The following is a 4,131-nucleotide window of genomic DNA, read 5'->3' as shown; positions in this document are numbered from 1 at the left end:
GGGCTGGCTGTCTGCAGCGGAGCGCAGACGGTTGCCGATAGCATCGCGGGCATAATGGCTTTCATCGATCAGAGCGCTCTTGGTGCTGGCATAAATCTCGCCGGAAAGCGCATTGAAGGCCGTTCGCGCGGATGCTGCATCCAGGAACAGAACAGAATTATAAAGCGCCAGTGACGAACCGGACTGGTCCAGCGAATCCAGTCCCGATGCCGTGGCCATCTGGTTTGGCGTCTGCGCCGCGGTCTCAAACACATCGTCATCGACCAGAGCGATGGTCAGATAGGCATTATTGGCATCATAGACGGTCGAGACAGCGAGAAAGGCTGACGTCGTGGTGGTTGCATCGAACGCCCCGGATACGCCGCCATCGGCGGAAAGCAGCGTATAGGTCTCACCATTCTGATAGCTGGTTTGCGCGTCAAGCGAGGTGACGGATACCGTGCCGCCATTCAGGGTGACGCTGCCGGTTGCCGAAACCAGATCGCTGCTGCCATCGCCGCCAATATCGACAGCATAGGCCGAACCAGCCTCAAAGGTGAGGTCGCCATCAACGGCAAGCGTTGCAACGGAACTGGAGGCATTGCCGGGCGACAGGGTTCCGCCGCTTTCGACGATCGTCGTGCCGAGTGTGCCCGTGCCGGAAAGCGTTGCGCCATCATCGACTGTCGTCAAGATGCTGGCGGCAATCGAGCCATCGATTTCCAGCGTGCCAGCGGCAATTTCGGTCGGACCGGTATAGCTGTTGTCCGCCGTCAGGATCAGCGTGCCACCGCCTTCCTTGACGAGATCGCCAGCTTCGGTTCCGTCGCTGATCACGCCGCTGAGGGTCGCGCTATTACCAGAGGCGACGGTAAAGGTCGGGTCGCCGGAAAGGGTGATGGCATTGGCGACGTTAAGCCCGTCGCCATCAAGGGTAAGGGCCGTTCCCTCGCTCATGGCAAGCGTGCCGGAGCCAATGGCGGTATCGGCGGTGACGACTAGCGTACCCGACAACAGCGCCGTCCCGCCGGAATAGCTGCTGGTGCCGGAAAGCGTATAGCTGCTACCGGTGCTGATGGTGAGGCCGCCCGTCCCGGAGATCGTGCCGGAGAAGCTGTCTTCCGCATCGGTGAGCGTCAGCGTCTGACTGCCCAGTGTCACCGCACCGGAGCCGGACAATGTGGTAATCGACGCCCCGCTATCGGTTGCCGAAATATCAAACGCGCCATCGGCGTCGACAGCGACACTGCTGGAGGTCGCGATACTGCCGGAGCCCGACAGCGCCAGTGTCCCGGCCGAGATCGTTGTCGCGCCGGTATAGGTGCTGTCTGCTGTCAGGATCAGCGTGCCATCGCCGCTTTTCTCAAAACTTCCTGTGCCGGACAGGCTGCTGGCAAGGGTGAAGCTATTGGCGGCATCATCGATATCGATACCGCCGCCGGACGTTCCAAGGACGATCGCATGCTGGCTGCTCTGCATGCTGGTTCCGGTGATTTGCAGGCTGCCGCCGTTAAGTGTCACCGTGCCACTGACATCGCCGAGATTGTCATCGCTGGAGATGGACAATATCCCCGCGGAAACCGTTGTCCCGCCGGAATAACTGTTGGTGCCGGTCAGCACTACGGTTCCACTGCCGGTCTTGGTCAGGCTGGCGGAAACACCGCTGTCATCGGCGAGATCGGCATTGAGGGTGAAGGTGTCTTCGCTGGCAACGGCTTCGGCATTGAGATTGCCTTCCAGCGCCACGCCGCCATCGGCTGAAAGCGTCAGCGCGGTTTCGCCACCAGTGGCAATCAGCGCTGCATCGCTGTCAACATCGCTGGCATCATCTGCCGTGCCGCCCCTGAGTGTGGTGCCATCGGCAAGCGTGATCGTACCATCCGTGGTGATTGCATTGTCGCCAGCGGCAACAATGGTGGCACTGCTGCCAAGCGTGAAGCTGGAATCTTCGCCATCCAGTTCGATCGCACCAGCGGCGACGGTCGCAGCGGCATCGGTACTGGTGGCATTGCTGACCTCGCCATCGGCATAGAGGTAGAGCGTGCCTTCATTGACGTCGAACGTCGTATAGCCAGAACCGGACTGGGTGAAGTCATTGTCACCGCCCAGAGCCCAGGCGCCGGATCCCGTCTGGGTGATCGCAATCGCCCCCTCATTGCTGTCGACGCTCATCGGGTCGCGCATGTCCAGCAGGCTGCCGTCTTCGACCGAGATGTTGAGCGTGTCGGACCTGCCCGATTCTGCATTAAAGCCTATTGAGTTGGCTTCGCCATTGGCGGTATTGCCGGAAAACAGCGTGACATTGCCACTGGTCGTATTCAGATTAGTCGTACCTGCAGACGTGTAGATTGCGCCGCCAGCAGAGCCTGATGAATTCTTGGAGAAGCTGCTATCTTTGATTTCCAACGTCCCGTTATAGCTGTCGATTGCTCCGCCGTTATCATCCGCTGAGTTTTCAGAAAAGCTCGTGGCTGTTATGGAAACCGTGCCCTTAGCGTTGTGAATAGCGCCTCCTTGGGCATCGGTTTGGTTCTTTGAAAAAGAGCTGTTTGTGATTCTGATTTCACCAAAAGCGTTATGAATCGCACCGCCTCTGCCTTTGGCGGTGTTTGCGAAAAACTTGCTGTCGGTGATCTTTACCGTGCCCGTATTGTAGATCGCACCGCCGTAAGTCGCCGCCTTATTTCCCTCAAAAGTGCTTCCAGTAACCGCCAGCAATCCAGAGTTGCTATTCTGGATTGCGCCGCCGATATCATCGGTAGCTTCATTGGAGGTAAATTTAACGTTGGTGATTTCAATTGCACCGTAACCACTCAAATAAAGCGCGCCACCGGATCCGGCAGAGTTCTGGTCAAAACTGCCGCCAGTGATCGTCATTGCGCCGGATCCGCCGTAATAGATCGCCCCGCCGATATCATCAGTCGCCTTGTTTGAGGTGAAGTCACTGTTTTCAATGGTGATGCCGCCTGATCCGGCTGCGTAGATTGCCCCGCCGGAACTGCCGGCCGTATTGGTTTCAAACGTACTACGAGTGATCTTCAGGGTGCCGGAGCTACCGTAATAGATTGCCCCGCCGATATCGTCAGTCGCCTTGTTTGAGGTAAAGTCACTGTCTTCAATGGTAATGCCGCCTGATCCGGTTGCGTAGATTGCCCCGCCAGTACTGCCTGCAGTATTGGTTTCAAAAGTACTACGAGTGATCTTCAGGGTGCCGGAGCTTCCGTAATAGATCGCCCCGCCGATATCCGCCTCATTTGAGGTGAAGTCACTATCTTTGATGGTGATGCCGCCTGATCCGTCCGCGTAAATCGCGCCGCCGGAGCTGCCTGCCGTATTGGTTTCAAACGTGCTTCCAGTGATCGCCAGCGTATCGGATCCGCCATAATAGATCGCCCCTCCGATATCATCGGTCGCCTTATTCGAGGTGAAGTCACTGTCTTCAATGGTGATGTCGCCCGATCCGGTCGCGTAAATTGCCCCGCCGGTACTGCCTGCAGTATTGGTTTCAAAACTGCTGCCAGTGATTGTCAGTGTGCCATCGTCGTTTTCAATCGCGCCACCCGCTGCCGAATAGTTTTTGTAGAGGGTGCTGTCAGTAATCGTCAGTGTGCCGGATCCGTTGTAGATGGCGCCGCCAGTGTCGCCGCCGTCAGTATTGCCAGCAAATACGCTTCTGCTGACTGTAACTTTTCCGTTATCATTGTAAATTGTAGCTCCACTTGCCGAAAAATTATTGACAAAGCTGCTGTCAGTGATCGTTATCGTACCTCTATCATTGTAAATCGCGCTGCCACTATCAGCTTGATTGGAGGTGAAGATGCTGTCAGTGATCGTTACCGCACCTTCATCATTGTAAATCGCGCCGCCATGAGTGGCGGCATTGCCGGTAAATCTGCTGTCAGTGATCGTTACCGTGCCGGCATTATAGATCGCGCCGCCGTCCTGAGCTGAATTACCGGAAAACACGATGGAAGAATCGGCGCCGTCGTCATCCAGACTGGCATCAGCACTACCGATATACAGGCTATCCCCGCTGGAGACGTTAAATACACCGCCCTCGCTTGAGGTCGACGAATTTTCATAGGTCAGCGTCGCTCCATCCTCGACATAGATAACGGATTCTCCGGAAACCACCGTCCGGCTGCTGATGGT

General features: G+C 56.8%; 1 protein-coding gene. It reads right to left on the bottom strand.

Going from position 1 to position 4,131, the window contains the following annotated elements:
- The coding region (locus HCK86_RS23785; RefSeq protein WP_176086979.1) for an autotransporter-associated beta strand repeat-containing protein at nucleotides 1-4,131 on the bottom strand (4,131 nt) is incomplete at both ends.

Origin of the sequence: Martelella sp. HB161492 (assembly GCF_013184775.1) — a bacterium.
Lineage (GTDB): Bacteria > Pseudomonadota > Alphaproteobacteria > Rhizobiales > Rhizobiaceae > Martelella.
The sequence above is the reverse complement of the archived record's forward strand: the minus strand, read 5'-3'. Positions and strand labels throughout refer to the sequence as shown.